22 protein-coding genes are annotated in these 26,539 nt (G+C 69.1%); 16 read left to right on the plus strand and 6 right to left on the minus strand.

The features are described 5' to 3' along the window. Nucleotides 1–305 (minus strand): helix-turn-helix domain-containing protein (locus tag D456_RS0119675; RefSeq protein WP_017577899.1); only part of this gene is annotated, 305 nt, incomplete at its 3' end. 344 nt (nucleotides 306–649) lie between these two features. On the opposite strand from D456_RS0119675, the gene D456_RS26685 reads away from it, so the two are divergent. The 8 genes from D456_RS26685 (at nucleotide 650) to D456_RS0119705 (ending at nucleotide 9,333) form a co-directional block, all read left to right on the plus strand. Further along, a complete protein-coding gene (locus D456_RS26685; protein ID WP_152442625.1) occupies nucleotides 650–1,186 on the plus strand; it encodes a hypothetical protein in 537 nt (178 codons plus the stop codon). A 386-nt stretch (nucleotides 1,187–1,572) separates the two neighbouring features. Continuing rightward, entirely contained in the window at nucleotides 1,573–1,713 is a 141-nt protein-coding gene (locus tag D456_RS26935; protein WP_160166740.1) for a hypothetical protein, read from the plus strand. 425 nt (nucleotides 1,714–2,138) lie between these two features. Continuing rightward, nucleotides 2,139–2,540 carry a hypothetical protein gene (locus D456_RS27620; protein ID WP_239643889.1) on the plus strand — a complete coding sequence of 134 codons (402 nt, stop codon included), beginning with the start codon at nucleotides 2,139–2,141 and terminating at the stop codon, nucleotides 2,538–2,540. Nucleotides 2,541–2,802: 262 nt separating this feature from the next. Beyond that, complete coding sequence (locus D456_RS0119685; RefSeq protein WP_083904637.1) at nucleotides 2,803–3,426, plus strand: hypothetical protein; 624 nt, start codon at nucleotides 2,803–2,805, stop codon at nucleotides 3,424–3,426. 5 nt (nucleotides 3,427–3,431) lie between these two features. Continuing rightward, nucleotides 3,432–3,758, plus strand: coding sequence for a hypothetical protein (locus D456_RS24570; RefSeq protein WP_017577901.1), 327 nt, complete (start codon nucleotides 3,432–3,434; stop codon nucleotides 3,756–3,758). A gap of 31 nt (nucleotides 3,759–3,789) precedes the next feature. Further along, nucleotides 3,790–4,458 (plus strand): hypothetical protein, encoded by a 669-nt coding sequence (locus D456_RS0119695; protein WP_017577902.1) that lies wholly within the window; start codon nucleotides 3,790–3,792, stop codon nucleotides 4,456–4,458. A gap of 74 nt (nucleotides 4,459–4,532) precedes the next feature. Then, the gene (locus D456_RS0119700) at nucleotides 4,533–4,826 is read left to right on the plus strand and encodes a WXG100 family type VII secretion target (RefSeq protein WP_017577903.1); all 294 of its coding nucleotides are present in this window, start codon (nucleotides 4,533–4,535) and stop codon (nucleotides 4,824–4,826) included. Nucleotides 4,827–4,938: 112 nt separating this feature from the next. Further along, nucleotides 4,939–9,333, plus strand: a complete 4,395-nt coding sequence (locus D456_RS0119705) for an FtsK/SpoIIIE domain-containing protein (RefSeq protein ID WP_017577904.1) — start codon at nucleotides 4,939–4,941, stop codon at nucleotides 9,331–9,333. 152 nt (nucleotides 9,334–9,485) lie between these two features. Here D456_RS0119705 and D456_RS24575 read toward each other — a convergent pair whose 3' ends face one another. The 3 genes from D456_RS24575 to D456_RS0119720 all read right to left on the minus strand — a co-directional run bounded on the left by D456_RS24575 (nucleotide 9,486) and on the right by D456_RS0119720 (nucleotide 11,854). Continuing rightward, nucleotides 9,486–9,998 carry an ATP-binding protein gene (locus tag D456_RS24575; protein ID WP_017577905.1) on the minus strand — a complete coding sequence of 171 codons (513 nt, stop codon included), beginning with the start codon at nucleotides 9,996–9,998 and terminating at the stop codon, nucleotides 9,486–9,488. After that, nucleotides 9,995–10,672 carry a hypothetical protein gene (locus D456_RS25200; protein ID WP_051049504.1) on the minus strand — a complete coding sequence of 226 codons (678 nt, stop codon included), beginning with the start codon at nucleotides 10,670–10,672 and terminating at the stop codon, nucleotides 9,995–9,997. The genes D456_RS24575 and D456_RS25200 overlap by 4 nt, the downstream gene beginning before the upstream one ends. A gap of 492 nt (nucleotides 10,673–11,164) precedes the next feature. Beyond that, nucleotides 11,165–11,854 carry a hypothetical protein gene (locus D456_RS0119720; RefSeq protein WP_017577906.1) on the minus strand — a complete coding sequence of 230 codons (690 nt, stop codon included), beginning with the start codon at nucleotides 11,852–11,854 and terminating at the stop codon, nucleotides 11,165–11,167. Nucleotides 11,855–13,571: 1,717 nt separating this feature from the next. On the opposite strand from D456_RS0119720, the gene D456_RS0119725 reads away from it, so the two are divergent. The 6 genes from D456_RS0119725 (at nucleotide 13,572) to D456_RS0119750 (ending at nucleotide 22,628) form a co-directional block, all read left to right on the plus strand. Continuing rightward, a complete protein-coding gene (locus D456_RS0119725) occupies nucleotides 13,572–15,500 on the plus strand; it encodes a methylmalonyl-CoA mutase subunit beta (protein WP_017577907.1) in 1,929 nt (642 codons plus the stop codon). Beyond that, nucleotides 15,497–17,701 carry a methylmalonyl-CoA mutase gene (gene scpA, locus D456_RS0119730; protein ID WP_017577908.1) on the plus strand — a complete coding sequence of 735 codons (2,205 nt, stop codon included), beginning with the start codon at nucleotides 15,497–15,499 and terminating at the stop codon, nucleotides 17,699–17,701. Before D456_RS0119725 ends, scpA begins: the two co-directional genes overlap by 4 nt. A gap of 52 nt (nucleotides 17,702–17,753) precedes the next feature. Further along, entirely contained in the window at nucleotides 17,754–18,794 is a 1,041-nt protein-coding gene (meaB, locus tag D456_RS0119735; protein WP_017577909.1) for a methylmalonyl Co-A mutase-associated GTPase MeaB, read from the plus strand. 362 nt (nucleotides 18,795–19,156) lie between these two features. After that, nucleotides 19,157–19,528 carry an STAS domain-containing protein gene (locus D456_RS0119740; RefSeq protein ID WP_017577910.1) on the plus strand — a complete coding sequence of 124 codons (372 nt, stop codon included), beginning with the start codon at nucleotides 19,157–19,159 and terminating at the stop codon, nucleotides 19,526–19,528. A gap of 125 nt (nucleotides 19,529–19,653) precedes the next feature. Next, entirely contained in the window at nucleotides 19,654–20,079 is a 426-nt protein-coding gene (locus D456_RS24585; RefSeq protein ID WP_017577911.1) for a methyltransferase domain-containing protein, read from the plus strand. A 77-nt stretch (nucleotides 20,080–20,156) separates the two neighbouring features. After that, nucleotides 20,157–22,628, plus strand: coding sequence for a PEP/pyruvate-binding domain-containing protein (locus D456_RS0119750; RefSeq protein ID WP_017577912.1), 2,472 nt, complete (start codon nucleotides 20,157–20,159; stop codon nucleotides 22,626–22,628). Nucleotides 22,629–22,754: 126 nt separating this feature from the next. On the opposite strand, the gene xylA is transcribed toward D456_RS0119750, so the two are convergent. Further along, nucleotides 22,755–23,912 carry a xylose isomerase gene (xylA, locus tag D456_RS0119755; protein WP_017577913.1) on the minus strand — a complete coding sequence of 386 codons (1,158 nt, stop codon included), beginning with the start codon at nucleotides 23,910–23,912 and terminating at the stop codon, nucleotides 22,755–22,757. 59 nt (nucleotides 23,913–23,971) lie between these two features. Beyond that, nucleotides 23,972–25,285, minus strand: a complete 1,314-nt coding sequence (locus D456_RS0119760) for an ROK family transcriptional regulator (RefSeq protein WP_051049505.1) — start codon at nucleotides 25,283–25,285, stop codon at nucleotides 23,972–23,974. Between the two features lie 6 nt (nucleotides 25,286–25,291). On the opposite strand from D456_RS0119760, the gene D456_RS0119765 reads away from it, so the two are divergent. Both D456_RS0119765 and D456_RS0119770 read left to right on the plus strand, forming a co-directional pair. After that, a complete protein-coding gene (locus tag D456_RS0119765) occupies nucleotides 25,292–25,879 on the plus strand; it encodes a GNAT family N-acetyltransferase (protein ID WP_017577915.1) in 588 nt (195 codons plus the stop codon). Between the two features lie 184 nt (nucleotides 25,880–26,063). After that, nucleotides 26,064–26,534: an NUDIX hydrolase gene (locus D456_RS0119770; protein ID WP_017577916.1), complete on the plus strand. Its 471-nt coding sequence runs from the start codon at nucleotides 26,064–26,066 to the stop codon at nucleotides 26,532–26,534. Nucleotides 26,535–26,539 lie beyond the last annotated feature (5 nt).

Below are 26,539 nucleotides of genomic sequence, written 5' to 3' on the forward strand. Positions count from 1 at the left end.
GCATATCCCCACCCTGTGCGGCGTGCGCGGCGTAGGCCCTGTTCGAGGGTGGGTGCCTGCTTCGCGAGCAGGGCCGCGGTCTCGCGCACGTAGCGCCAGGCGGTCGTGGTGCCCACCTCGAAACCGGCTGCGACCTGGGTGAACGTCTCACCTTTGTGGAGGTGGACCAGTACGAGCAGGGCCTGTTGTGCGGGGGCCAAGCGGCGCCATCGGGAGCCGGTGTTCTTGCGGTGGGCACGGATGGTGCGGGCGGCCAGGTTCAGGGTCCAGCGTGACAGGGGCAGCGCGGCACGGTAGAACAGCATATGGAGCCTCTGGTGTGTCAGGTTTTCTTGGTCGTTAACCCGTCTACCAGGGGCTTCTTGCTGTCATGGGAGGTTTCGCCAGACCGGTACGCGGCTGTGACCTGCACACTCAGGATGAAAAAGGCTCAGTGAGTTGTGGGAGGAGGAAGATTTTCTGGAAGAGGCTGAAAAAGAGGTGAAGTCAATTTCCATTGACCCTCTTCTCTTTGTTCGTAATCTGCTTCTCGACATAAACAACCGATTCAGGGGTATGCGTGACAAGTGCGAACCGTAGTTTGCTGCGTCCAGCGTGGCAGAGGTGGCCTTTGCAAGGAATTTTGTTTCTCGGCGCCATTGCAGGATGGATGGCCTCACTCTATGCACTCGATGAAAGCAATGATTTTGCGCTTCTTATGGAAGCGGTGCCAGACAAGGCAGGGTATCGATTTGCCGTTGTGTCTATTTTTATTTCTTGGTCTATCTTTGCGATTTGGGTTGTTGGGAAAATCCAAGATCCGAAAAGAAAGTATCTTCCTCACTCTGGATTCATGGTTCCTGCTGCGATAGAGCTCATTAATAATTACGAAGATTACCGCCGTGATGTCATATTGGCGCGCTACGACAAGGCAGGGGAGCTAGGATTCCTAGGGGGGTGGGGGGCTAAGAAGTTTGAGGTTTCTCGCTTCTCCGTATTAAGCGTAAGGAAGCATGCAGAAAAAGATATCAAGGAAATTGAACGGCTAGAGTCCGTGAGGGGTGGAGATAAGCTGAGGGTGATCTACTACTCAATTGAAGGGAGGGTTGATAGGGTGGAGTTGCTGGCGCGTAAGGTAGACCGTTTCTTGCGTTCAAAAGGAGTCGACCCTGAGGAGGTGGCTCCGAGTCGCCCACTCCCCGACTGAGGGACGGTTCCGGAATCTGGGTCTCGGCCGGGTTGGCTGTGTCCAGGGCTGCTTGGCCCCAACCGAGGTGCAGGACGCTCTTCTCCTGTCTCAGGGGTGAGTCATGAACTCACCGGCTCGTGGTGCTCTCGGTTTCTAGAAAAGAGCAAAGCTCGTCAGGGTGAGCAGGAGCTCGCGTCGCTCCCCAGGATCCTGGGGCCGACACCGGGTGTGCTGACCGACCCGCGCCCAGGAGCTATCCGGAAAAGTCGTCCGAAGTCTCGTCGAAGCATTTCTCTGTTGCTTTGATTTCAGCGGAGTCCTGGAAAAAGCGCGGGTTCACAGAGTAGGTAGAATAATCTACGGCCCACAGGAGCTTGGAGGGAACGAAGGTGGCGCTGTTTGGAATGATCAAGATCGATGAAGAAGATATTGACTTTCATGGCGAGAATCATACAGGTTATCAGGGGTCCGCGTTCGCCGGTTGCTCTGTACATCACGAACGCGGCCTGATCACCGTTTCCTATTTTCTCCTAGGGGTACTGTAGTGTGGAGTTTTCTGTCTGGTCGGAGCCCAAGAATCTGAAATGATATTACAATTCCATTTTCCATGGTATCGATGCGGGCGGAATGTATGCCTGGGGGCGCGGGAGGGGTTGGTGTCGGAGGTGATTCTAGGAACAGCATGGGCCCCTCGAGTTCGACGAAAGCGGGATGATTATGGATTCATGTTGTCCGATGTTCTGGAGAAAGGAGTCGGGTGTTACCAGGAGGAGCAGAGGCTTGGCCTCGGTTTTTTCCGTGGATGGAAGTGCCTATCGCAAGGAGTTCGGGCGAGCCTCGGAATTAGGCCTTCAGCGGTGGAGTGGCCGAAGACCGGGTCCGTTGGGATGCTCTGGATGAGCGGTTCCGCGTGCGGGGTGAGGCGTACTGGGGGTATCTGACCTCAGTTACCGGCAACGGACGCACGCGTATGCGCCAGGTCTTGGATGGTCGGGAAGAAGGGCCGGTCTGGGAGTGGTCCCCGGTCGGGAAGCTCGTGCTCCAGGGGGTCCTGCATCATCCCTACGGGCGCGTGGGCCCTTGGCATGAGTGGGACGAGACCGACCGTCTGGTGAGCGAGACGATCTATGACGCTCTGGGGAACCGGATCATCGACCGGCGCCTGGACGAGGTGGGCAACATCGCTCATGAAGAGCGTTACGAGCCGGCGCGGTTGTGGCGTGACCCTGAGACCGGTCAGGAACGTCCTGCTCCCTGGTTGTGGCTCTGTCCCGACCGAGGGTGCAGTAGATGCCATCGGTGTGCCTCCACCACGGTCGATGAGTGCAGGCATTGCCATCCGCGAGTACTGGCGGTCACTGAGCGAGAATGACGGGTGGCGAGAGCAAAGCAGAGAGTGCGTCCTTGCGTGCTGACAGGCAGGACAGCGGCTGTTGTGGATGCCGGAACCACCCGGGCTGTGAGTAGGCACGTTCTTCACCGTCACCTGACTGTCCGAAGCCGGTCATCGTCACACGGGTGACCAGTTGCCCGCTCTGGGTGGCGATCTCATACTCTTGTGGGGGCACGTGTAGTGATTGGTCGATCGTGCCGCTTCGTGCCACCCCGTCCCCGTGACCCCCTTTGGAACCCCTATGAGTCAGCCGCCTCAGAACCCCCAGCAGAGGCAGAGTCCCGGGCAGAAGCAGAGCGCCCAGCAGAGGCAGCCGCAGCCCTCGGGCGAGCGCCACCTGGGCGTAGTGGTCACCAACCCGATCTACCGCCTGGGCGGCCAGATCGCCTCTGCCGCGATCTTCCTGGTGGGTACCTACATCGTGTTCACCGATGACGAAGCGCCGTGGTGGTCCATCTTCTTCATCATCTTTCTCTCCCTGGTGATCCTGGGCGTGATGCTCGTTTGTACTGCAGTGGAGGTCAAGCTCAAGGGCGGTGTGCTCGAGGTCAGTAACGGTCGGCGCACATTCAAGATCTCCACGCGCGCGATCGCCTACATCGGCAGCGCCGACTTCACCCGCCGCGACGTGTGGCGTCTCGGTCACAACCTGACCAACGGCAAGAAGGGCTCCGGGATCGAGATCGTCACGGGGGACCGCAAGTACATCACCGCCCGCTGTGACAGCCAGGACGAGCTCTTCCCGGCACTGGTGGAGGAGGGCATGGACCCCCGCGCTCTCCGGACGCCCTTCCCTCTGGACGCCGTCAAGTACAAGCACGCCGCCTCCGTTCAGCGTGAGCAGCGGCCCGGGAACGGGGACTGATCGCCATGCCGAAAATCTCCCTCGACGGCGAGACGCTGGTGGAGATCCGTGGCTCCCTCAGCTCCATCGAAGGCCGGTTCAGCGACAGCGCCTCCGAGCGCGCCGAGGACAACGCCGACGGGTTGGGGCCCGAGCGTCTGGTGGACAAGGCGCGCGACTACATCGAGGACAGCACCGCCGCATACGAGCGGATGGCCAAGAACATCCGGGACATCAAGGACGCGATCGACCCCGTCCTGGAGTCCTTCGAGGAGGCCGACCTGGGGCTGGCGTCGGAACTCGTGGGTGAGGAAGGCGGCGGCCCCCCGCCCGCCGGCGGTCCCCAGCCCTAGCCTTCCTGCGTACGAGGAGCAGCGACACTCCATGGCCTACCAGTTCGAGAGCAACGCGTCCGCCGACGCGATGATCGGCGTGGACATCCGGGTCCCCGACCAATGGATGCAGTACGACCTGAGCGACAACGGCCTGGCGGGCCTGCGGACCAAGATCATCCAGGAGGCGGGCGACACCCCCGAGGGGCGCGCCGTGATCGACGACTTCTTCGTGGACCTCGCCCGGGTCGCCCGCCAGATCACCGAATCGGGCCTGGTGAGCGCGGCCGGCAGCATCGAGAAGTACGACGACGGCATCTTCATGGCCAACGTCTGTGTGTTCAGCTTCCTGCCGCCGCGCGGCTACGAGATGGATCCCCTGCGCATGGTCGACCACATCCATCCCGCCAACGCGGTGGAGCGGGAAGGGGCCTGGTTGGAACGCGGCCAGGTCGAGCTCTTGGACTCCGGGGCCCGCAACCCGTGCGGCCGGGCCCAAGGGGTCACCGACCACATCCTCGAGGACGGCACCGCGGTCAGGTCGGTGGTCATGCACACCGCTTTCGACATCCCCGGGATCCGCGAGAAGGCCCTGGTCACCTGCAGTAGTCCGAACGTCGCGCAACAGGACGAAGTGCTCGACCTCTTCGACGCGATCACGGGCACCGCGTGGTTCTGGAAACGCGAACCGAACCCGGCCGGTGTGAGTCCCACAGCCTGAGCCCTGATCACACACGTTCCCAGGCCCCGAAACACGTACCGAACACCCCCGGTAATAGACGAGGAGAGCAACCCATGCCCAAGTACGAGGTCAACACCGACCGCACCGAGGAGACCTCCAGCTCCCTGGCCACCGACTTCGCCGAGTTCCAGGAGCGGATGACCGACATCAAGGGCAAGGTCGAGGGCCTCATCGCCGACGGCTACAGCACCCCGGCGGCAGAGGATAAGTTCCGTCCGTTCTTCGAGGACTTCGCCCAGGGTTTCGAGCAGGTCAACGAAGGCCTCGAGGGCATCAGCAAGTACGTCCAGCAGGTCGGTGAGACCTTCAGCTCCACCGACGAGGAGCTCGGCTCCGGCCTGAGGTGACTCGTGCGGGACCGTCCCCGCCCCCAGGTCCCGTGCCGGCCCCGGCACGGGACCTTTCCACTGCCCCAGTGCTCAGGAGATCCCTCCCCGGCACAGACGGAAGAACCCGACCGTGCGCTTACTCTTCACCATCTCACCGGCCGCGGCCCCCGGCCGGGAACTCCCCGTGGACCCCAAGGCCGTGCCACGGCTCGAAGTGATCGTGGACACCGACCCGGGCTCGACCGTCCGACAACTCAGCCATGTGCTCGACCCTCTGGTCCGGCTCGTCCCCCGGTCGCCGGGCGAAGAGGTCCCGTTGTACGCGGGGGAGAACCGGATCGACCCGCAGACCCCGGTCGCCGATGCCGGCCTGGTGGACGGAGCTGTCGTCGGGGTGGGCGGTCCCGTCAGTGAGAGCTCGGACCCGCCGGGAGTCGTGGAGATCCGTGTGGTCTCGGGTGACCGTGCCGGTGTCGTGCTGCGTCTCGACCCGGGTGACTACGTGCTCGGTGACGCCGAGGAGGCCGTTCTCCGCCTGGACACCGAGGGGGCCTGGACCGCGATCCGGGTCACCCCGCGCGGTTCCGTGCTGACCATGGACGAGGGCGGGCAGCAGCAGGTCACGCTGGAGGGCGAGCCGTTCATCCCGGGATCCGAATGGCCCACGGGACAGCAGCTCGACGTCGGTGACACCATCCTGGAGGCTTGGCCGTACGCGCGCCCGGACGCCCCGCTGGTCAGTTCCGAGGACGGCACGGGTCTGGACTACAACCGTCCGCCGCGCCTGCATCCGGCACCGAACAAGACCAAGTTCAAACTTCCGGCGCCCCCCGAGGAGCCCGACAAGCCGCTCGCCCAGATGGCCGTCATGATCCTCATGCCGCTCATGCTGGCGGTCGGTGGCGCACTGGTCATGGGGCGCCCGCACTACCTCCTCATCGGCCTGCTCTCCCCGGTCTCGGTGTTGTTCATGCAGCTTCTGCAGCGGCGCACGTCCCGTGCCCGTTACGAGAAGCAGCTGGCCGAGTTCGAGAGCAAGACCGAACGCATCAAGAAGGATGCCTCCGATGCCCTCCTGACCGAACAGCGCAAGCTCCGGGACAACTGTCCCGACCCAGCGTCGGTCCTGCTCATGGCCACAGGACCGCGCTCGCGCCTGTGGGAGCGCAGGCCCACCGACGGTGACTTCACCACCCTGCGCGTCGGCACGGGAACGGTCCCCTCCCAAGTGGTGCTCACCGACCCCACGAAGGAGGAGCACCGCAAGGACGTGACCTGGGATCTCTACGACGTGCCTGCCACGCTCTCGGTCCGAGAGCACGGGGTGGTCGGTGTGGCGGGCCTGGGAGAACGCGCCGAGGCCCTCGAACGGTGGCTGGTCGCGCAGTTGGCGGCCTTGCACAGCCCGGCCGAACTCGAACTGTGCCTGCTCTCGTTGCGCAACGACCACGAGCGATGGGACTGGACGCGCTATCTGCCGCACATGCGCGGGGGCGGCACGTCCCTCAACCGCATCGGGATCGACTCCCAGACCTGTGCCCGGCGCATCTCCGAGCTCCTCAGCCTCATGGAGGCCCGCCAGGGCGCTCCCCGCGGCGCGACCGACGGCATGACCCAGGTCGTCGTGGTCCTGGACGGTGCACGGCGGCTGCGTTCCCTCCCGGGTGTGGTCCAACTCCTGCGGGAGGGCCCCGCCGTCGGGATCAACGTCCTCTGCCTGGACAACGACGAACGCCTCCTCCCCGAGGAGTGCAAGGCCGTCATCAGCTTCACCGAGTACGAGATACGCCTGCGCCGTACCGAGTTCGACAACGTCGAGGACATCCGCCCCGACCTGCCGTCCCGCGAATGGGCGGCGCGTCTCGGGCGCGCGATGGGGCCGCTGCGCGACATCAGCGTCGCCGAGGACGGGGCCTCCCTCCCGCGCTCCTCGCGGTTGCTCGACGTGATCGGGCTGGAACCACCGACGGGCGAGGCCATCGAGGCGCACTGGACCAGCAACGGCCGCAGCACCATCGCGACCCTCGGTGCGGGGCTCGACGGACCCTTCTCCGTGGACATCCGCCGCGACGGTCCCCACGCCCTGATCGCGGGGACCACGGGTTCGGGGAAGTCCGAGCTCTTGCAGACCCTCGTGGCATCGCTGGCGACCGTCAACAGGCCCGAGTCGATGTCGTTCGTACTGGTCGACTACAAGGGCGGGAGCGCGTTCAAGGACTGTGTCGACCTCCCGCACACCGTCGGCATGGTCACCGACCTCGACACCCACCTGGTGAGCCGCGCCCTGGTCTCCCTCGGCGCGGAGCTGCACCGGCGGGAGCACATCCTCGCCGACGCCGGCGCCAAGGACATCGAGGACTACGTCGACCTGCTCGACCGGGATCCCTCCCTGCCGCAGATGCCGCGCCTGATGCTGGTGATCGACGAGTTCGCGTCCCTGGCACGGGAGCTGCCCGACTTCGTCAAGGGTCTGGTCAACATCGCCCAGCGCGGACGTTCCCTCGGCATCCACCTCGTGCTGGCGACCCAGCGCCCGGGCGGTGTGATCACCAACGACATCCGCGCCAACACGAACCTGCGTATCGCCCTGCGCATGACGGACGTCGGTGAGAGCCGTGACGTCATCGACGCCGTGGACTCCGCACACATCGGGATCGACACACCGGGCCGTGCCTATGCCAGGCTCGGGCACGCGTCCCTCCTGCCTTTCCAGACGGGCCGTGTGGGCGGTCGGCGTGTGGTGGTCTCCGCAGAGGCCGAGGCCCCCGAAGTGGTTCCTCTGCGGTGGGACGACCTCGCGGTCCTGCCGCCCGCTTTTTCCCGGGAGGAGAAGAACGGTCAGGGGGACGTCGAGGTCACCGACCTCACGGCACTGGTCAAGGCGGTCGGGGAGGCGGCCGAGGGGGCCGGCGTCCAGCGCCAGCCCAGCCCCTGGCTCCCGGCCCTGCCGGAACGGCTCACTCTGACGGCCCTGGCGCGTCGTGCCGGCGCGCAGGCCGCCGAGGAAGGCCGAATCCAGCCCGTCCCTGTCGGGCTCATGGACCTGCCCGCCCACCAGCGCCAGGATCCCTTCACGGTCGATCTGAGGACCCTCACCCACTTGCACATCATCGGTTCGGGGCGCAGCGGGCGTTCGCAGTTCCTGCGCACGATCGTGGCGGCACTGGGACTGGGGCACCACCCCACCGACGTGCACATGTACGGGATCGACTGCGGGAACGGCGCGTTGCTGCCGCTGGAGGGGTTCCCGCACTGTGGCGCGGTCGTCAACCGGACCCAGCAGGAGCGTGTGGTGCGCCTGCTCGGTCTGCTCGGTTCGGAACTCGAACGTCGGCAGAAGTTGTTGGCCGCGCAGGGCTGCGCCGATCTCGAGGAGATGCGGGACCGGACGACGGGCGAGGACCGGCCGGCCCACATCGTGGTCGTGCTCGACCGTTGGGACGTCTTCGAGCAGACCTTCGGTGACTACAACTACGGCGGCCTCATCGAACAGGCCGTGACCCTCATGCGTGACGGGGCGGCCGTCGGGATCCACTTCGTCATGACGGGCGACAAGAGCCTCACCCGGACCAAGTACGCATCGACCACCGAACACCGGCTGGTGCTGCGCTGCAACGACCCGGGCGACTACAACGCCGCGGGGCTGCAGGCCCGCAAGCTCCCCGAATCGGTTCCGGACGGGCGGGCCTTCAGGGGGAGCGACTCCACGGAGCTCCAGGGTGCCCTGCTCACCGAGGACCCCTCGGGCGGTGCCCAGGCGGCCGAGCTCACTTCGATCGCCCGGTTCCTTCAGCGCCGTACCCCGAAGGGGACGGCCCCGGGCCCGTTCCGGGTGGACGTGCTGCCCGAGCACCTCACTCTGCGCGAGACCGAACGTTACCTGGACGGTCCGCTGCGCCCGCTCTGGGCTCTGCTCGGGGTCGGTGGCAACGAACTGACCGCGATCGGCGCCGACCTCGCCTCGACACCGACCTTCCTCATCAGCGGCCCGCCGCGTTCGGGGCGGTCCAGCATGCTGTTGACGATGGCGCAGACCCTGGTGATGGGCGGGAGTGAACTGCTCGTGGTCGCCCCCAGGACCTCCCCGCTGTCCTCGTTGAAGGGCCACCGTTCGGTCGTGGCCTACTTGGACTCGCCGGAACCGAAACTCTCCCAGCTGCACAAGGCGCTCGGTGCGATGGAAGGGGACACGGCCGTCGTCGTCGTCGATGACGCCGAGCTGCTCCTCAACAGTGATCTGGGACGAGAGTTCACCCGTATCGCACGCGGCATGGTCGGTGAGGGGTGGGCCATCATCGCAGCCGGTGGGAACGAGGCCCTGCAGGGCGGTTTCAACGGGTGGCACGTCAACCTGAAGCGCAACCGGATGGGGGCGCTGCTCTCCCCTCAGGCCCAGGCCGACGGAGAGGTGCTGGGGATCCGGCTCCCCAAGGGCGTTCCAGCGCCGAGACTCGACGTCGGTACGGCGTACCTGCATCTGGGTGACGGGCGTATCCAACAGGTGCGGGTGCCGTTGCCGAGCTGAGGGTCCGGTCCACCCGGTCGGCCGGATCCGGCCGTGCCTGATCCCCTGACCCGACTGGTGATGCCGCGGTCGGCCCCGGTGGAGAGCGGGCCGGGGTCCGTTCGGCTCGAGGGCCGTCCGGCCCGCGGCCCGGTCTGCGGGTGTGCGTGTCCTCAGGCGCCGCGGTGGAGTGTGGTGAAGACGTAGGCGGCCAGGTGTTGCGGTGTCGGGGTCCCGGGCGGGATCGGGAACTCGGCCCACACGTGGGTGCCCAGGTCGGCCCAGGGCGCGGACGAAAGATATCCCCAGGCTGTGGACAATGTGTCGACCATGAGCAGGCCCCGCTGTCCCTCGGCCCACGCCCACTCGTCGTCGCTGCGCTCGGCCGGGATCCGGGGAAGCCCGCCCGAGCCGCCGGCGTCGGTGAAGCCGATGCGGATCCGGCTGTTCTCCCAGGCCAGGAAGCGCATCACCTCCCCATCCCGGTGCCCGGAGTCGGTGTACTCGACGCAGTTGGCGAACAGCTCGCTCGCGCACAGCAGGACCGTTCCGACGAGGTCGCAGTCGAAGCCGGCCAGGTCGCGGGAGAGGTCGGCGCGGGCCGTGCTCAGGTGCGTCAGGGTTCCGGGGTAGGTGCGCGGTTCCCACACGGTGGTTCCGGGACGGGCCGGGTGGAGGGCGCTCATGCGCTCACCCGGGTCAGGCGCTCCTGCTGGCGGGCGCGGATGCGTGACAGGTGGGGGAGTTCGTGCATGCGTGCGGGCAGGCGCGGCGACGGCGGGCGCGGTGCGGGCACGTGGAAAGCGGTGGCCGGGTGTGCGCGTGCTTCCGGGGCGGGTTCCGGGGACGGAGCCGCGACCGGGTCGGGGTCGGGCTCCGGGCCGGGGTCGAGGAACTCGTCGAGGGTGTAGGCGCGGGTGCCTGCTGGGGCGGGGCCGAACCGGAGCACGGGGTCGGGGTCGGACCAGAGGTCGGCGCCCCACTGACAAAGGCGTGCGGTGGCGCGGTTCTGGATCCGCTCGGCCTCGCCCTCGGGCTCGTGGGCGGTGAAGTAGGGGCGTACCAGGGCGATCTCGTCGGCGTCGATCTCGACCGTTGGCGGCTCCAGGGATGCCGGTGGCGTCGGGCTCGCAGGCGGCTTCGGGTGAGGGCGCTCGGCCGCGCTGGCCTGGGACTTCCGTGCCACCGGGTGTGAAGGCAGAGGTGCCGGGGCGGCGGGTGTGCGGGGAGCGTAGCGGCGCACGCGGGTCGAGCGGCGGCGCCGGAGCTGTCCGGCCGAGTGGCGGCCCTTGGGCGGGCAGAGCAGCGCCCGGAGGGCTTTCGAGACAGCCTTGAACACGGCAGCGATACACTGGGGCATGCTGGCAAGATCCTTTGCTTAGTAGGAGATGAGTTGCTGGCCACGGCCCCGGGCGGTTCTCAACCGTCGCGGGGTCACCGTGTCTGGTCTTCAGTTCTGGGGCTCACCTCGGACGTCGCCGATGGACGTTTCCGGCGATCGCTGCCGGTGGGCATCGGTGGCCGAGGCGATGCCGCCAGCGTAGAGCACCGGAAACCAGAATCGTCAATTCTTTCGAGAAAAAGAACCAGGTTTCTCGCTCTTCCAGGTCAGCGGCGGTGTGCCGAAGAGCCAAGTTCAATATGAAACAGTTCCGAACTGTTGTAGTTGGCCCGAATTTTCCTCTTTATGATCCTCTTTGGGGCTCGCTCGGTACAGAGGGCTTATGCTTATTATTTCCTTCGTGGGCGAGAGCGGCCGGAAAACAGGAACGGCCCCGCCGTGGCGGGGCCGTTCGTGCGCGGAAGGCCGTGTGGGAGATCCGCGTGCGGAAGTCCATGCTTGCACCGACAGTCACATCTCGGGCGAGGGGTTCATGGTGCCGTAGCCGTTCACACCGATGCTGTAGTCGATGGTGTCGTCGCCGTCGCGGGCCTCGCACTGCACGACGTCATCGGTGTCCAGCGGGGTGCGCAGGACCTCGTCCATGTCGCATCGCACCTCCTCGGTCTCGGCGGAGTACCGGATCGCGTTCTCGGCGGCCTCACGCACGATCGGGCCCTCGGGCAGTGCCGCCTCGTAGTTGACGATGAAGCCGCCGCCACCCTCCATCGTGACCTCGTAGTCGAAGTCCTCACCGAAGTAGGTGACGGTGCAGGTGGCCTCCTCGCCCTCTTCACCCTCGATGTCGGGGCACTCCCAGGCAGCGTCGGGGTCGACGATCACACCGACGTCGGCCACGTCGTTGAAAGCCTCCCAGGCGATCTTGTCGGAGAGGGAGGCCTCGCTGTCGGGCTCCTCGTCGGGCAGGTCGCCGTCGTCCAAGCGGGGGAGCTCGTCCGGGATCTCGCCGGTGTTCCACTCACCGTCGCCGGCCGAGCCCTCCTCGGTGTCCTCGGGCTCCTCGTCCTCGACGGCGGCCTCCTCGGCCGCGGTGTCCTCGGCGTCGACGGATTCGTCGGCGCCGCAGGCGGCCAGGGTCAGGGCGGAACCGGCCGCGGCCAGCCCGAGAGCGAGGCGGTGGCGGCGTGCGGAGCGGATCATGGTGGGACCCTTTCGGTGTCTTGTGGGGGACAGGATCGGCGCGGGATGCTGCCGATGCCGGCCGTGTCAGGGATACGGCCGGTCCGTGCAACCGGTCCGGGGGTGAACGGGCGCACGGACCAGGATAAGTTCCGCTCCGGATCGTGCTGGTCGCGGGGGGTGAGCTTTCGCTCGGGCCGTCGGCGGAGTGGATCGGTGCAGGTGGAGCAGGGGCCATGGACTGGTGGCAGGTGGGCAGGGTCTGGTGGGCCGGTGACTGGTGGGTGGTGTTCGTCGGAGCGTCGAGCGTAGCCCGGCCGGGGCTTCCCGCAACCCGCTTCGGCGCCCCGCCACGCCTCTTTCATTGCGGTGAATGTGGCGGGTGTGTGGTGGGTGTGTGGTGGGTTCTCGCGGCGCCTCGGGGTGTGCGGCCCACCCCTTCCCCGGGCCGGCCCGCTCTCGCCGCCGAACACCCGACGGCCGCAGGCCAACCATCCGCCCCAAAAGGGTGGGGGACCCAACCGCCAACCCCCTGGGGCGTGGCATTGCGATCACCGCTTGCGGCGTGCGGTGGCCGCTCGCTCCTGCGTAAGGCACCTGCCTCCTCCGGAGGCAACGGCCGGCCCCGCGCGCTCCCGGTAGCGCATTGCAGCCGGGGTGGCAGGCGTGTGCGTATCCCTGCCTCGGAGAATCTCCCACGCCGGTGGAGCTGGACCGGTGCCGTGCGGTCGTGGCGTGCTGCTCCCCCCGGGGACCACCCCCCCGGGGACCACCCGAGCCCGCAATTTCTGGCCACGGACCGGGGAACAGCAGTCCCGGACAGGCCTCGGAGACCGAAACCACCGTTGACAGTGCCCGTGTGGGCACCAGCACCCGCCTACGGTGCCCACAAGGGCACCAACAACCACCCGGACCGGCGCCGCCTGGGCCTTGAACCCGACACCGGCAACAAGAACCACAACCGAAGCCGGTTCCGGCAGCAATACCCACGCGCCGAAACCCGCCCAGCCACCCGCATACCGGCCGCCCCCGGACTCAATGCTCTGCTGGGGGGCAGGCGGGGCCTCGGGGGCCGCGCACACACCCCTCGGCCCCGGCTGCAATGCCTTGCCGGGAGCAGGCGGGGCCAGGCCCGAAGGGCCGTAGTTGCCCCCGCAGGGGGCCGTTGCCTTTCGCAGGAGTGAACCATCCCCCGCACGCCGCAAGCGTTGGTCACAATGAAGCCCCCAGGGGGAGGAAAATGCCCACCGTTCCTTTTGCTGCCAGCCACCCAGGCATCACAAGAAACCCCTGCCCCAACCAATCCGAGCCCCAGGCATCACAAGAAACCCCTGCCCCAGCCCCCACACAAGAAGTCTTCACCACCGACCCCGCCGGAACACACCTGGCGGGAAGCATCCCCGATGAGGGTGCCAACCAGTACCGACGGCCGTCAGGGCGAGGGGCAGGCGGCGACGGTGTGCGTGGGTCTTCATGCTCGTCTCGCCTCTCGAGCGTGTGGTCGGTCGGAAGGCGGGTCGGGCAAGGCGCGGGGACGGCCTCGTCGTGCCCCGCGACGTGGTGTGCCCCGAGAAGCTTGTTCTGTTGAGAGCCCGCGCGTGTGACACGGAACACGTGCCCGTGGGAACATTGTGGAAGACGGACCAGTGCGGGCCCGTGGCAGGTCGGTGGCCTGCGGCTGCGCGGCAGTGGTGCCCCGCGGTCCCGAAACCGAACACGATTCTCTACCATCCGGAGTATGGACCTCCCTGAGAACGGGGCCGCCGCAGCAGGCGCCCCCCACCTGGCCGAAGGGTTCCCCGACGCCACCACCGAACGGTGGCGGGAACTCGTGGCGGGTGTGCTGCGCAAGAGCGGTGTCGCCGAGGAGCGGCTCGCCGAAGCACCGGAATCGGTGCTGGCCGCCACCTCCTACGACGGGTTCGTGATCGATCCCCTGTACACCTCCCGGCCGCCCGCCGCCGACCCCGGTTTCCCGGGCATGCCCCCCTTCACCCGGGGATATCGCGCCGACGGCAACGTCACCACCGGATGGGACGTGCGGGCCAGGCACACCGACACCGACCCGGCCGTCCTGCGCCGCCGTGTGCACGACGACCTCATGAACGGCGTCGGGTCCCTGTGGATCACCGTGGGGACCGACGGAGCGCCCGCCGACCGCCTCGGCGAGGCCCTCACCGACGTCCACCTCGACCTCGCCCCGGTCCTGCTGGACGCGGGCACCTCCTACGCGGAGGCCGCCGACGCCCTGCTCACCGCCCACTCCGACGCCGAGGTCCCCGACGGGCGTGTCATCTCCCACCTGGGCATCGACCCGCTGGGCACCGCCGCACGAACCGGAGAGGCCGCTGAGGTCACCGATCCCGTGCGTTTCGCCGCCGACCGTGCTCGCGGGCGCCCGAACCTGGGCCTCCTCGTCGCCGACGGCACCCTCGTACACGGAGCCGGCGGCTCGGACGCGCAGGAACTCGGATGGGCCCTCGCGACCGGTGCCGCCTACCTGCGCGCCCTGCACAAGGCCGGCCTCGACCCCGACGACGCCGCGGGCCGCATCGAGTTCCGGTTGGCCGTGGGCGCCGACCAGTTCGCCGGTATCGCCAAACTCCGGGCCGCACGTGCCATGTGGAACCAGGTCCTGGCGACCGGCGGGGTGAGCCCCGAGCGGCGCACCATGCGGCTGCACGCCACCACGTCCGAAGCGATGATGACCCGCCGCGACCCGCACGTGAACATGTTGCGCACCACCGTGGCCTGCTTCGCCGCAGGGGTCGGGGGCGCCGACACCGTCACGGTGGAACCCTTCGACTCCGCCGTGGGCCTGCCCGACGACTTCGCGCGCCGCGTCGCCCGCAACACCCAGGCGGTCCTCCAGGAGGAATCGAACCTGGCGCGGGTCATCGACCCGGCCGGCGGATCCTTCTTCGTGGAGGCCTTCACCAAGGACCTCTACGAGGCCGGGTGGGCGTTCCTGCGGCACATCGAGGCCTCCGGGGGCGCGGCCCGGGCCCTCTCCGACGGGGTGCTGCGCGACGGCGTCGACGAGGTGTGGCGGCGCCGCCGCTCCGACATCGCCCACCGCAGGGCGCCGCTCACCGGCGTCAGCGAGTTCCCCGACGCCGCCGAGACCCCGCTGGAACGCCCCGCCGACCCCGCACGGTCGCCGGCGCCCGGCGGGTTCCCGCAGCGCCGCTACTCCCAGGACTTCGAGGCACTGCGCGACCGCGCCGACGCACAGGAACGCACCACTGGGCAACGCCCCACGGCGTTCCTGGCCACGCTCGGTCCCGTCGCCGCGCACACCGCCCGCGCCTCCTTCGCCACGAACCTGCTGGCCGCCGGGGGAGTGGCCGCCGTCGACCCCGGACCGCTGGAGAGCGCGGAGGCAGCTGCGCACGCCTTCGCCGACTCCGGGGCCCGCGTCGCGGTCCTGTGCGGCTCCGACGACTTCTACACCGAGCATGCCGAGGACACCGCCAGGGCCCTCAAGGGCGCCGGTGCCCGCCGGGTACTGCTCGCCGGCACACCCCGCGACGTGTACCGGCAGGCCGGGGTGGACGCCTTCGCACACCAGGGCTGCGACGCCGTTGAACTCCTGACCGACCTGGTGGACCTGGCCCACACCGACCCGCCGGCACAGGCCGCGCACGAACAGGGGGAGAAGGCATGATCCCGGATCTGTCCGAGGTGGCCGCGGAGCCGCCCGCGTTCTCCGGCCAGGGGGCAGCCGACTGGAGCGCCGCCGTCGAGGCCGGCACCGGCAAGGCACCCGAGGCCCTGGAGTGGGAGACCCCCGAGGGCATCGGCGTCAGGCCCCTCTACACCCCGGCCGACCGCGAGGGGCTGGACTTCGTCGACGGCCTGCCCGGCATCGCCCCGTACCTGCGGGGCCCGTACCCGACCATGTACGTCAACCAGCCGTGGACGGTCCGCCAGTACGCGGGCTTCTCCACGGCCCAGGAATCCAACGCCTTCTACCGGCGCAACCTCGCCGCCGGGCAGAAGGGCCTGTCGGTCGCCTTCGACCTGGCGACCCACCGCGGGTACGACTCCGACCACCCGCGTGTGTCCGGCGACGTGGGCATGGCCGGCGTGGCCATCGACTCCATCTACGACATGCGCCAGCTGTTCGACGGGATCCCGTTGGACCGCATGAGCGTGTCCATGACCATGAACGGCGCGGTGCTGCCGGTACTGGCGCTCTACATCGTCGCCGCCGAGGAGCAGGGTGTGCCCCCGGAGAAACTCTCGGGGACCATCCAGAACGACATCCTCAAGGAGTTCATGGTCCGCAACACCTACATCTATCCGCCGCAGCCGTCGATGCGGATCATCTCCGACATCTTCGCCTACACCTCGCAGCGGATGCCGAAGTTCAACTCCATCTCGATCTCCGGCTACCACATGCAGGAGGCCGGGGCCACCGCCGACCTGGAGCTGGCCTACACCCTCGCCGACGGGGTCGAGTACATCCGGGCCGGACAGAGCTCGGGCCTGGAGGTGGACGCGTTCGCGCCGCGTCTGTCGTTCTTCTGGGCGATCGGGATGAACTTCTTCATGGAGGTCGCCAAGCTGCGCGCCGCCCGACTGCTGTGGGCACGACTGGTGGGCGATCTGGGCGGGAGCAAACCCAAGTCGCTGAGCCTGCGCACCCACTCGCAGACCTCCGGATGGTCGTTGACCGCGCAGGACGTGTTCAACAACGTCACCCGTACGTGCGTGGAGGCGATGGCGGCAACACAGGGCCACACTCAGTCGCTGCACACCAACGCCCTTGACGAGGCGCTGGCCCTGCCCACGGACTTCTCCGCGCGCATCGCCCGCAACACCCAGCTCCTGCTGCAGCAGGAATCGGGCACCACCCGCACGGTCGACCCCTGGGGCGGCAGCTATTACGTCGAGCGCCTCACCCAGGAGCTGGCCGCCAAGGCGTGGGGGCACCTCCAGGAGGTGGAGAAGGCCGGAGGTATGGCAGCCGCGATCGACGCGGGGCTGCCGAAGATGCGTATCGAGGAGGCGGCCGCCCGTACGCAGGCGCGCATCGACTCCGGACGCCAGCCCGTCATCGGCGTCAACAAGTACCGCCCCGACACACCCGACGACATCGAGGTGCTGCGGGTCGACAACTCGCGGGTGCGCGCTGAGCAGCTCGAGAAGCTGGAGCGGCTGCGGGCCGAACGCGACGAGGACGCCGTGGCCACCGCCCTGAACGCCCTGTCGGAGGCGGCTTCGCGCGAGTCGAGGGCGGACGGGACCCTGGAGGCCAACCTGCTCGCCGCCGCCGTGGACGCCGCACGCGCCAAGGCGACGGTGGGGGAGATCTCCGAGGCCATGGAGAAGGTCTTCGGCCGCCACTCCGGGCAGATCCGTACCATCCAGGGTGTGTACAAGGACGAGGCCTCCCACAGTGAGGACGCCGCCGGCCTCATGGGCCGGGTGACGCAGCGGGTCGAGGACTTCACCGAGGCCGAGGGCCGCCGCCCCCGCGTCCTGGTCGCCAAGATGGGCCAGGACGGGCACGACCGCGGACAGAAGGTCATCGCGACCGCCTTCGCCGACCTCGGTTTCGACGTGGACGTGGGGCCGCTGTTCCAGACACCGCGGGAGGTCGCCACCCAGGCGGTGGAGTCCGACGTCCACGTGATCGGGGTGTCGTCCCTGGCGGCCGGGCACCTGACCCTGGTCCCGGCGCTGCGTGAGGAACTGGCGCAGCTGGACCGTCCCGACATCATGGTCGTGGTGGGAGGGGTGATCCCACCCGACGACGTCGAGGCCCTGCACGAGGCCGGTGCCGCTGCGGTGTTCCCGCCCGGGACCGTGATCGCCGAGGCAGCGGTCGACCTCCTCGACCAACTGGAGGAACAGGCCTGAACCGACACGGGCCTGTTCGAGGGGCCGCCGGCCCCGACGACGGAGAAGGGGAGTGAGCGTGGCCGCTTCCGTGCCGAACACACCGCGACGGCGCCGTGCCGTGGACGTACCCGTGTTGGCCGAGGGCGTACTGTCCGGGCATCGGCCGACCCTGGCCAGGGCGATCACCCTGGTCGAGTCGCGCCGCCCGGACCACGTGCGCGCAGCCCAGGACCTGCTCGTCCGGTTGCTCCCGTACACCGGGAAGGCACAGCGGGTGGGTATCACCGGGGTCCCCGGCGTCGGCAAGTCGACGTTCATCGACGCGTTCGGTTCCATGCTCACCGAGGACGGGCACCGGGTCGCGGTGCTGGCGGTGGACCCCTCCTCCAGCCGTACCGGGGGCAGCATCCTCGGGGACAAGACCCGGATGGAACGCCTGGCGGGCGACCCGAACGCGTTCATCCGGCCCTCCCCGACGGCCGGGACCCTCGGCGGGGTGGCGCGGGCGACCCGCGAGAGCATGCTGCTCATGGAGGCCGCCGGGTTCGACGTGGTCCTGGTGGAGACGGTCGGGGTCGGCCAGTCCGAGATCACGGTCGCCGACATGGTGGACTGTTTCGTCTTCCTGACCCTGGCGCGCACCGGCGACCAGCTCCAGGGCATCAAGAAGGGCGTCCTGGAACTGGTGGACGTGGTCGCGGTCAACAAGGCCGACGGCCCGCACGCCGCCGACGCCCGCAAGGCCGCCCGGGAGCTCTCCCGTGCGCTGCGGATGCTGCAACCGCTCCATCCGGACTGGCGTCCGCCGGTACTGACCTGCAGCGGACTGACCGGGGACGGACTCGACCGGGTGTGGTCGAGCGTGGGCGAGCACCGGGACGTGCTGTCGGCCTCGGGCGAGCTGGACCGGCGCCGCAGCAGCCAGCGTGTGAGCTGGATGTGGGACCAGGTCCGTGACCAGCTCATGGACGGGTTCCTGCGCGATCCGGAGGTCGATGCGCTCGTTCCGGGGGCCGAGGAGGAGGTGCGTTCGGGGGAGACGACCGCCACGCTCGCGGCCCGTCGCCTACTGCGGGCCTTCACCCAACGTGACGGTTCTCCGGAGGCCTGACCCGTCGGCGACGGGGTGGGTACGGGACGGCTGGAAGGGGCCTGAGATACTGTCCGGTATCCGCGAGAGCGGGCGTCATGTCGTGAAATAACCCACGGTGAGCATGCGATACCGGGCCCTTGTGGGCCGGGTTCGTGACCAGGAGGCGAAAATTTCTTCCTGGACACCATTCCCGAAGTGGTGGTTCGCCTATACCGTGAGTGTCCGACCTACCAGACCGAGCGGGCACGCCGAGCGTTTCCCCGCACCGGGGACGACGGGGCGGAACGCGGACCCGACCCCGGTGAGCGTGGTTGCCCGGTCTGCATAAGGTGAATCAAGGGACCCCTCAACACCGCCACGTGGGGCCGGGAGGAGTGAACGTGCACAGGCTCGGACTGAGCACGCGGGCGGAGAGCCGCAGCGTGATCGTCGCGATCGAGGGAGAGCTCGACATCGCGACCGCCGACGACCTCCGGGAACACGTCCAGCAGGCCATGGACGAGCACGGGCCATGGCTGATCCTGGACCTGTCCGCGCTGGAGTTCATGGACTCCAGCGGACTCAACGTCATCATCAGCACCTACCGTTCCGTGCGCGAGGCCGGCGGCGCCCTGTCGTTGGCCGCCCTCAACGAACGGGTCACCAAGGTCGTGCGCCTGGTCGGGCTCCACCGCCAGGTCCCCGTCCACCAGAACGTCACCGCCGCCGTCAGCGCCATGGACGCACTGGAGGCCAAGAGCCAGGCCGGGTGAGCCACCGTGCCGCACCAGCCTCCCGGATGCGCCCTCGACCTGTCCTGGGATCACAACAGCCATTACCACAGCCATCTGATCCGTCGGCTCCCCGAGCACGCGCCCTGACCCCCGCGCGCCTGGACGTGAAGCATCACGCGGTCCGCTTCGAGGAGGCCCGCCTCGATCCCCGCGGATACGACGCCGTCACCGCCGTCGCCGCGCTCCACCACATGCGGCTCGGGCCCGCTCTCGACCGTCTCGCCGGAGCCGTGGCACCCGGCGGGACCCTCCTCGTCCTGGGCCTGTACCGGGAGACCCACCCTGCCGACCTCGCCACGAGCGTGGCCGCCCTCGGCCCGCAGTGGTTCATCGGTGCCGGGCTGAGGCTCGGGCGCTCGACGGCACGTCTGCCCGATCTGTCCGCCGTGCCCGAGGCGCCCATGCGCATGCTCGACCCGGTGGAGACCTTGCCGCAGATCCGCGCCGAGGTTGCCCGGCGCCTGCCCGGGGCGCGGGTACGACGCCTGCTGTTCTGGCGGTTCAGCCTGGTATGGACCCGTACGGGGTGAAGCGGATGGGCGCGTGAGCTCGGACGCGCCCGGTGCGAGGCCTGGGAAACGCCTTCACCTGTGAGGATCATGGGGGCATGAGCGAACACGCCCACGGGCACGTCATCGACCTGGACGCGATCACCCCGGACATGCGTGACTCGGTCGGAGGCAAGGCCGCCGGGCTCGCCGAGGTCCTCCGGGCCGGTGAGAACGTGCCTCCGGGGTTCTGCGTGACCACCGGGGCCCACAGGTCACGCAAGATCCCCGAGGAAGCCGTGGCCGCCGCCTACGAACGCCTCGGCGGGGGCACGGTCGCGGTGCGCTCCAGCGCCACCGCCGAGGACCTGATCGAAGCCTCCTTCGCCGGACAACAGGACACCTACCTCGACGTGCAGGGCACAGACGCCCTCCTACGCGCGATCCAACGCTGCTGGGACTCCCTGTGGACCGAACGCGCCGTCGCCTATCGCCGGAACTTCGGGATCCCCGACGACTCCGTGAGCATGGCCGTGGTCGTACAGCGCATGCTCCAACCCCGCACCGCGGGGGTCCTGTTCACCGCCGACCCCGTCACGGGAACCCGTGACACCACCGTCGTCGACGCGGTGCGCGGCCCCGGGACCGGTGTCGTTGACGGGTCTGCGCACCCCGACCACTACGTACGCGGTACCGACGGGCACGTCACCGGTCCCGACGACGGCTGTCTCACCCCTGCCGAGGTCGAGTCCCTGCACGAGGCCGGACAGCGCCTCCAGGCCGCCCAGCACGGCCCGCGCGACATCGAGTGGGCCCTCGACACCGGCGGCACCCGCTGGATCCTGCAGTCGCGTGCAGTCACCACCCTCTTCCCCCTGCCGCCCCGGAGCGAGGAGACGCGGGTCTACCTCGAGGGCGGCCACATGCAGGGGATGCTGCGGCCCTTCACCCCCATGGGTATGTCCGTGCTCCGCTCGGCCGCCGACAACTGGGTCGCCTCAACCGGGCTCGGCACCTCCTCCGCGGGCGCGAAGGCGCTGGTGATCGACATCGGGGGCCGCTTCTACCTCGACGTGACCCGCCTCGTGCGCACACCGTGGGTCCGTGGAACCCTGCCCCGGGCCATGGAACTCTACGGGCCGAGGACCATGCGTGCCTTCGAACGGCTGTTGTCCGATCCGCGTTTCACGCCGCTGCCCGCGAGCTCCGCCCTCACCACCGCCACCAGGGCGGCCCTGCGGTGCCTGCCCTTGGCCGCAGGCGTGCTCCGCAGCGCGGTGTCCTCGTTCGTCGACCCCGAGGGCACCCGGAAACACCTCTTCCGGCTCGGTGCGGAGATGAGTGCCGAGACCGACCGGGGTCCCGAAGAACCGGACCGGGCCGCAGCCCTCCTCGACCGTTCCGAGAAGCTCCAACACCGGGCGTTGGATACCGTCACCGGGATGCTCGGTCCCGTCTACGCGGGCCTGGTCGCCGCGAGGCTGCCCCGCGCCGTGCTCGCCGGGATCGCCGAGGAGGGCGAGGTCGAAGCGGTCCTGCGGGGTATGCCGTACAACATCACCACCGAGATGGACCTCGACCTGTGGCGGGTCTCCCGGCGCGCCACCGACCACATCGACCTCTTCCTCGGCCACGACCCCGAAGAGCTCGCCGCCCGCCACCACCAGGGGGATCTGCCCGACATCGGTCTGGACGGTTTCCTCGAGCGGTACGGACGGCGGGCCGCCGCCGAGATCGACGTCGGGGTCCCCAGGTGGGAAGAGGATCCCACCCCGGTGTTCGCGCTCCTGGCCAACTACCTGAGGGTCACGCGCCCCGACGATTCACCCGGCCGGCGTTTCGAACGCGCGGCCCGGGACGCCGAACGCACCCGCGCCGATCTCGTCGCCCGCGCACGCCGCCGCTCCCCTTGGCGCGCGACCGTAGCCGACTTCCTCTTCGACCGGGCCCGGAAACTCTGCGGGCTACGCGAGTACCCCAAGTTCGTGTGGCTGCATGCGATCGCCGAGACCCGGCGGGAACTGCTGTGCGTCGGTATCGACCTCGCCGAACGCGGGCTCTTGGAACGCGCCGAGGACATCATGTTCCTCGACCTGGCCGAGGCCGACCGCGCCGTCGCAGGTGAGGACCCGCGCGCGACGGTGGCCCGCCGCCGTGCCGAGTACCGGCGCGAACTGCGGCGACGCCACGTGCCGCCCCTGCTGTTGTCCGACGGCACCGACCTGGAGGCCGCCCTTCCCGCACCCGACCCCGGGGACGGGACCTTGGTCGGGGTACCCGCTGCGCCGGGGACGGCCACCGGTCGGGTGCGGGTGATCCGCGATCCCCTGGGCGCCTCTCTCGAACCCGGTGACGTCCTCGTCGCTCCCACGACCGACCCGGGGTGGACGCCGTTGTTCATGACCGCTTCCGCGCTGGTGGTCGAGACCGGATCGACCGTGGCACACGGCCCCACCGTCGCCCGCGAGTACGGGATGCCCGCGGTCATCTCGTTGCGCGGGGCCACCGAGAGCCTGCGCGAGGGCCAGACCGTGACGGTGGACGGCTACGCCGGCACCGTCCGCGTGGAGGATGCCTCGGGAGCAGGGTGAGGGCCTCGTGTTCGGTCGGCGCACGCGCCCGGAGGACACGGACGACGGATCACCGCCCTCGATGCGGCGAAGAGCCCGGAAGGTCGGACCCGGGTGCGCGCCACCCGGGTCCGTGTCCGTACGGGGTCAGCGGACCCCGAAGAGGTGCTCCAGGGCGAGCTGGTCCAGGCGCTCGAAGTGGTAGCCGCGCTCACCGACCACGTCGAGATCGATCTCCTCCGCCATCAGCTCCGAGAGCGACTCTCCCGCGCCCAACGTGGGCTCGGACAGTTCGGGCACACGGGCGGCGGCCAGGGCCTCTACGACGTCGGGGTCGGCGCGGAACGCCGCGGCCTTGTCCCGCAGGATCAGGTAGTTGCGCATGCACGCGGCCGCCGACTCCCACACGCCGGACATGTCCTCGGTGCGCGGCGGCTTGAAGTCGAAATGGCGCGGACCGTCGTAGCCGGCGCGTTCCAGCAGGTCGACGAGGAAGAAGGCCTCCTTGACGTCGCCTGCGCCGAACCGCAGGTCCTGGTCGTACTTGACGCCGCGCTGGCCGTTGAGGTCGATGTGGAAGAGCTTGCCCGCCCACAGTGCCTGGGCGACCCCGTGCGTGAAGTTGAGCCCGGCCATCTGCTCGTGGCCGACCTCGGGGTTGACGCCGACCATCTCGGGGTGCTCGAGCCCGTTGATGAAGGACAGCGCGTGGCCCACGGTCGGCAGGAGCGTGTCCCCGCGCGGCTCGTTGGGCTTGGGTTCGATGGCGAAGCGCAGATCGTAACCTTGCTCGAGCACGTGGGAGCACAGGATGTCGAAGGCCTCGCGCAGCCGGTCCAGGGCGGCGGCGTCGTCCTTGCCGGCCTCGCTCTCGGCGCCGTCCTGCCCACCCCAGCACACGTAGGTCTTCGCGCCGAGGGACACGGCCAGTTCGATGTTGCGCATGACCTTGCGCAGGGCGTAGCGGCGCACGTCGCGGCTGTTGGAGGTGAACCCGCCGTCGCGGAAGACGGGGTGGCTGAAGAGGTTGGTGGTGACCATGGGCACGGCCAGGCCGGTCTCGTCCAGGGCGCCGCGGAAACGTTCGACGATGCCGTCGCGTACGGCGGTGCTGCTGCCGGGCGGAACGAGGTCGTCGTCGTGGAAGGTGATGCCGTGGGCGCCCAGTTCGGCCAGACGGCGAACCGCGTCGGCGCCGCCCAGGCGGGGGCGGACCGGGTCACCGAAGGTGTTGGTCCCCTGCCATCCCACGGTCCAGAGGCCGAAGGTGAACTTGTCTTCGGGCACGGGCAGGTGGACGCTCATGTCTCTCCTGGGGGTGGCGGCCGAGGGAAGCTGCGCCCTTAGTTTGTCCAGAGCCACAACTAAGTGTCAATGGATGTGGGCGGAATCCGCCCGCGCTTTGCCCCCGGCCCCGGTGACCCCACCCGCTCCTCGGCCGGCGCGGGCAACGGAAGGCGCCCCGTGTCGAGGGCATGCACCATCGCCGCCGCGCCCCCGCGGGCAGCAGCGCTGAACCCCAGCCCGGACAGTTCCACCCGGCACCCGCCCGTGTCCGGCGCGAACATGTGCTCGGCCAGGGCAGCGCGGACACTCGGCAGCAGCCACGGCCCCATCGGCACGAAGTACCCGCCGAGCACCACGACGCCGGGGTCGACCACATTGGCCAGCCCGGCCAGTCCCCGGCCCAACCACGTCCCGGCCCGCTCCATCGCCGCCACCGCGACCGCGTCGCCTTCCCGGGCCCGCCGCGTCGCGGCCCCGACCAGATCGGCGACCTCCGAACCCGTCCACGGGAGCCCACCGGCGGCCAGGTCCGGGACGGCCGCCGCCACGATCGCGCCGATCCCTGCCAGAGCCTCCAGGCATCCGCGCCGCCCGCACGCGCACTCCGGCCCGTCCGGGTCCAGGCACAGGTGTCCGATCTCCCCGGCCGAACCCGAGGCACCGCGCAGCAGGGTGCCTCCGGAGAGCACCCCCGCGCCCACACCGACCTCCCCGGTCACGTACACCAGGTCCGGGGTCCCCGCGCACGTGCCGTCGCGGAACTCGGCCATCACACCGAGGTTGCCGTCGTTGTCCACCTGCGTGGGAAGCGCCGGGTCGTCGAGGAGCGCGGCGAGACGGCCGCCCAGCGGCACGTCCCGCCACCCGAGGTTGGGGGCGAGGACGACGGTCCCCACGGGATCGACGAGCCCGGGCACGGCCACGCTCACACCCACGATCCGCCGTCCGGCCAGCGCGGAGGCGGCCGCGGTCTCCCGTACCGTCTCGGCCATCAGCCGGGCACTCGCCTCGGGCCCGGCGGCACGCGCGTCGAAGTGCACGTGCCGGGTGGCCAGTTCCCGGTCGAGCAGGTCCACGGCCACCACGGCCAGGTAGTCGACATTGACCTCCAGCCCGATCGCGGCCAGCGAGGTGTCGTCCAACGCCAGGAGCACCCCCGGGCGCCCGACCCGGCGCTGTGAGGTCTCCCCGGTCTCGCGCACCAGTCCGCGGGCCATGAGGTCGGCGACCAGGCTCGACACGGTCGTCTTGTTCAACCCCGTGTCCGAGGCGACCGCCGCCCGGGAGCAGGGCGCGAGCTCCCGGACCGTACGCAGCACGAGCTGGAGATTGGTCTCCCGCACGGTACTGACCGAAAAACCGTTGCCACGCCCCTCCGTTCCTGTTCTCATGCGAGCATGATCGCTCCTGATGCGCTGCGCGACCAACCGGCCCTCCTCGGGGACCGGGTCCGGTTGGAGCCCCTGGACGCCCGTACGGGGGAACACCTGGTCCGCGACTACGTCGACATGGACCCGCTGGTGCGCCGACTCACCGGCACCCACCGTCGTTTCGGCGAGGAGGAGCTGCGGCGTTGGACCGCGAGCCTTCCCGACCAGCACGACCGTGCCGACTGGATGATCTTCTCCCGGGAGGACGGCGAAGCGCTCGGCGAGTGCGCCCTGCTCGATCTGGACCACCACAACGCCAACGCCGGTTACCGCATCTCCCTCTTCCGCATGGAACAGACCGGCCACGGGTACGGGACCGCCGCCACCGACCTGGTCCTGCGGTACGCCTTCGAGCAGGTGGGCCTGCACCGGGTCGGCCTGGAGGTCTTCGAGTTCAACGAGGCCGCGCGCCGTTCCTACGCCCGGTCCGGGTTCCGTGAGGAGGGTGTGTGGCGCGAACACCTGTACTGGGACGGGCAGTGGCACGACGCGGTCCTCATGTCGGTCCTGGCGCGTGAATACGCCGAGTTCCACGCCGACGATCCGCACCGCTGAGGCCGGTGGGGACGCACCGAGCCCGCACCCGGCGCGTCACCACTGCGGACACCCCTGACCTGCCCCGAACCGCCCCTCCGAGTGAAGGCCGGTCCCTACACGTGACCACCGGCCCGCCCCTCCCTTCCCGTGGGCGGATCCGAGCGGCCCACAGGGCTCCACCGGGACGCAGTAGGCTCGGGGCATGCCGGTACCCGACTTCCTCCGTGAACTGCGTAGCCAGGTGGGCCACGACCTGCTCCCGCTCGTCGGGGTGACGGGTGTGGTGTTCGACGGTGCTGGGCGTGTGCTGCTGCACCGCCGTTCCGACGACGGCCGTTGGGCCACCCCGGGCGGCATTCTGGAGCCGGGTGAGCAGCCTGCCCCCGCGGTCGTGCGCGAGGTCCGGGAGGAGACGGGGGTGGAGGCCGTCGTCGAGCGCCTGGCCAGTGTCCTCGGGCACGAACCCCACACCTACCCCAACGGGGACCGGGTGCAGATGCTCGACCTCGCCTTCCGCTGCCGGGCGGTGGGCGGCACCCCCACGGTCGACGGCGACGAGAGTCTCGACGTCGGCTGGTTCGACCGCGACGCCCTTCCACCGATGTCGGTGCGCATCACCGACCGCATCGACCACGCCGCCGCGGACCGGTCCGAGCCCTTCTACGTGGCCTGACCTCC

The sequence above is a fragment of the Nocardiopsis kunsanensis DSM 44524 genome (assembly GCF_000340965.1).
In the GTDB taxonomy this organism is placed as follows: Bacteria; Actinomycetota; Actinomycetes; order Streptosporangiales; family Streptosporangiaceae; genus Nocardiopsis; species Nocardiopsis kunsanensis.